Annotated in this window: 4 protein-coding genes and 1 pseudogene; all 5 read right to left on the bottom strand. The window is 66.4% G+C overall.

The genetic code is table 11. The features are described 5' to 3' along the window. Positions 1-521, bottom strand: a pseudogene (locus tag EF879_RS26760) (hypothetical protein); the annotation flags it as partial. Positions 522-526: 5 nt separating this feature from the next. Next, entirely contained in the window at positions 527-1,612 is a 1,086-nt protein-coding gene (locus EF879_RS26755; protein ID WP_123563353.1) for an FtsK/SpoIIIE domain-containing protein, read from the bottom strand. Positions 1,613-1,994: 382 nt separating this feature from the next. Next, positions 1,995-2,231, bottom strand: coding sequence for a hypothetical protein (locus tag EF879_RS26750; protein WP_123563351.1), 237 nt, complete (start codon positions 2,229-2,231; stop codon positions 1,995-1,997). Beyond that, positions 2,231-2,506 carry a hypothetical protein gene (locus EF879_RS26745; RefSeq protein ID WP_123563349.1) on the bottom strand — a complete coding sequence of 92 codons (276 nt, stop codon included), beginning with the start codon at positions 2,504-2,506 and terminating at the stop codon, positions 2,231-2,233. The genes EF879_RS26750 and EF879_RS26745 overlap by 1 nt, the downstream gene beginning before the upstream one ends. A gap of 85 nt (positions 2,507-2,591) precedes the next feature. Then, the gene (locus tag EF879_RS28550) at positions 2,592-2,714 is read right to left on the bottom strand and encodes a hypothetical protein (RefSeq protein WP_255420942.1); all 123 of its coding nucleotides are present in this window, start codon (positions 2,712-2,714) and stop codon (positions 2,592-2,594) included. Positions 2,715-2,851: the final 137 nt, after the last annotated feature.

Raw genomic sequence — 2,851 nt, 5'->3', positions numbered from 1 at the left:
CAGCGTGCCTGCACGATCGGCATGACCTCGGCCAGCATGGCGACCAGGATGGGGACCATGATGTGCGCGGCGACCATCCCCGCGCTGATCCCACCCTCACGAGGCCACAAGGCCGGGACCACGTTCATGATCAGCGTGCAGCCGAGTAGGAACCGCTTCAGCCAGGCGACGACTTTGGAATCGATGTCGATCCCCCGGGCGATCATCGCGGCCTCCCAGCGGAGCACCGTGATGAGCACGCCGACCAGGCACGGCTCAACGCCCCAGCAGCCCCACCACACCGGATCGGCCGGGGTCAGATGACCGGCCAAAAAATCTTGAACACCGGTGGTCGTGAACACGGACCCGATCGCAAGGAAGATCCACAGCGCGCGAGTCACGGACACCCGGAGCCGTTCGATCTCCACGATCTCCAACGCGGCGTCTTGCTCCAGGTCGTGGAGCTGCCGCGCCACATCCAGCCGCTTAGCCAGCCGGCGGACCGCACGAGGCCGCCGGGACGACTCGGCACCCTCACGCATGGCGGTCACCCCTGCCCCGTACGGGCCAGCTCCGACACCGGCCACCCGGCGACCCGCACCAGCTCCGCAACATCGGAGTCGTCGCAGTAGGCGGCCCGGACCCGCACCGGGGTACGCGACCGCTCGCGCACCACGAAGCCGATACCAGCCGACTCCGGCACGTTCGGGATCTCGTCAGCCAGAGCCCCGCGCCGGCGCATGTCCTCACCAAGCACCATGTCCACATGGGCGGCCGAGGTCACCCGCAGGCACACCCGCAGGGAGAACAGGTCACGCTGCGGGATCACGTCCTTCGTGGGCTCCTGAAGCGCGCCGATCACGCTGCCACCCAGCGCCCGAGCCTGCGACAAGATCAACGGCAACGCCGCCTGAGCCCCCCGGGTCAGCGACCGGTCACCATACCCGGTCACCGCCCCCAGCTCGTCAACGACCAGCAGGTCAAGCGGAGTCTCCCTCGACATGACGAAGGTCCGCCGCCCCTGCTCCGCCAACACCCGCTTCCGCGCCTGCATGGTCTCCCAGAAACCCTGGATGACCTCCACGATGCCGTCCGACTCGGCGTACCGGTAGCACACCGGCCGCAAAGCGTTGAGCTCCGTTCCCTTCGGGTTCACCACGTGCAGGCGCACCAGGCCGTCACGGACCAGCGGCGCACACGCCCGAAGCACCATCCACACGATCGAGTTCTTCCCCGACCCGGTGGCCCCGGCGATGAGCCAGTGTTGCCCAATCAACGGCGCGCACCAGTCCGTGCCATGCTCCGTCTCACCCAGGTACACCCGAGACAGGTCCACGACCTCCGAGTCAGCCGGGATCTCCGGCGGAACGATCACCTCAGTAAAAGGCTCACTGCGCTGGACGACCAGGGCGATCACCTGCGGCCGTACCCGCTCGACCCCGACCCGCTCCGCCCGCAACGCCACCGCCAGGGCCTCCGCCGCTTCCTCCCACTGCTTCGGCGTCTGCCCGAGCAACAGGCGCACGTACACCGTCTCCGTCGACGGGGAGTGCGACCGCACCCGGATGATGCGGGGGACCGAGATCGCACCCGTCACCCGGTGCACCGTGACCAGGTTGCACGCCTCCATCACCCGGCTCCACCACGGCCCCAGATAGGTCCGCGACAGCCACCGGCGACGCAGCGCCCGCAGCCGAGGCGCCGCCAGCCGATCCCACGACTCCGGGTGACCCCGGTACCAAGCCACACCAGCCGCCACCGCACCCGCCACCACACCACCCGTGGCCACCGGCCCGGCCTCGACCACACTGGCGGTCAAAGCGGCCGGCACAGCCACGAAACCCGGGTGCCGCGCCGCCCAACCCGCGACCCGCCATTCCCACCCCTGAGTACGCTTACTCATATCCCAGCACCCACCTTCGCTAATTAACAAACAAGCCGTCATGTCCTGTTTTTGGGCAGAAGAGAGCCCGGACCGGATCACCAGCCCGGGCCTTCCGTTGAACAATTTGCGGTCAGCGAACCAATTCGAGCATCTTCTTCGCGGTCGTCGTCGCCCGCTTCGCCTTCTCGGTCTCCTCCATCCACGGAGTCAGCTCTTCCAAGAGGATCAGCATCACGGCCACCGCCCGGCGCAACTCGTCGTAGTGCTTCATGTAGCGGTGCCGCTCCGGCATCCCCTTCATCGACCGCCGCAGCAGCCGCATAGCCTGATCAACCCCGTCATAGGTGTCACTGATCCGGTATGACATCAGTTCACCTTCCAGGGCTTGGAAACCAGCTCAGCCTCGTACGTCTTCACCCGCAGGTGAAACGCCCGAAGGGCCTCCACCGCCTGCCGGTGCGCATCCTCCACATCCTCAATCCGGGCCGTGGCCTGGTACAGCGTCCCCGGCGGCGGCTCACACGACCTGATCAAGTCCTTCACCGCGTCGAGCATCAACGCCAAACCGTGGATGTTGCCCACCAGCGCCTCATACCGGCTTCGGCCCGTCCACGACTTCACCATCTCTGGCACCAAATCCATGCCCCTTTCCGGTTCGATCGTCCCCGCCATCGGCGGGCCACCACCCGCCCCCGGGAAACCACACCCCGAGGGCGGATATCAGCGGCTACTCCCGACCGGTCAGACGCCACACACGCCGCCACCGACGCACTTCACGCCGAACCAGCCCGATATTCACCGCAACCGACAGCAGCAACAGCACGAAAAGGATCAGCTCCGAATTCTGCACACAACCTCCTTCCAATTCTCGGATAACGAATAACGAACGGTTTCAGGCAAGGAGGTATCCACTGTGGAATTCTCAAAAAACACGCCGCCGACACTCGGCATCAGCGCCCCGACCCGACTCGAACGGGTCACCCACCA

The organism is Micromonospora sp. HM5-17 (genome assembly GCF_003762835.1).
Classification (GTDB): domain Bacteria; phylum Actinomycetota; class Actinomycetes; order Mycobacteriales; family Micromonosporaceae; genus Plantactinospora.
The sequence above is the reverse complement of the archived record's forward strand: the minus strand, read 5'-3'. Positions and strand labels throughout refer to the sequence as shown.

Bases quoted from the DNA above. Each gene is read 5' to 3' on its own strand.
- EF879_RS26750 (WP_123563351.1), bottom strand. From the start codon at position 2,231: ATGTCATACCGGATCAGTGACACCTATGACGGGGTTGATCAGGCTATG.
- EF879_RS26745 (WP_123563349.1), bottom strand. From the start codon at position 2,506: ATGGATTTGGTGCCAGAGATGGTGAAGTCGTGGACGGGCCGAAGCCGG.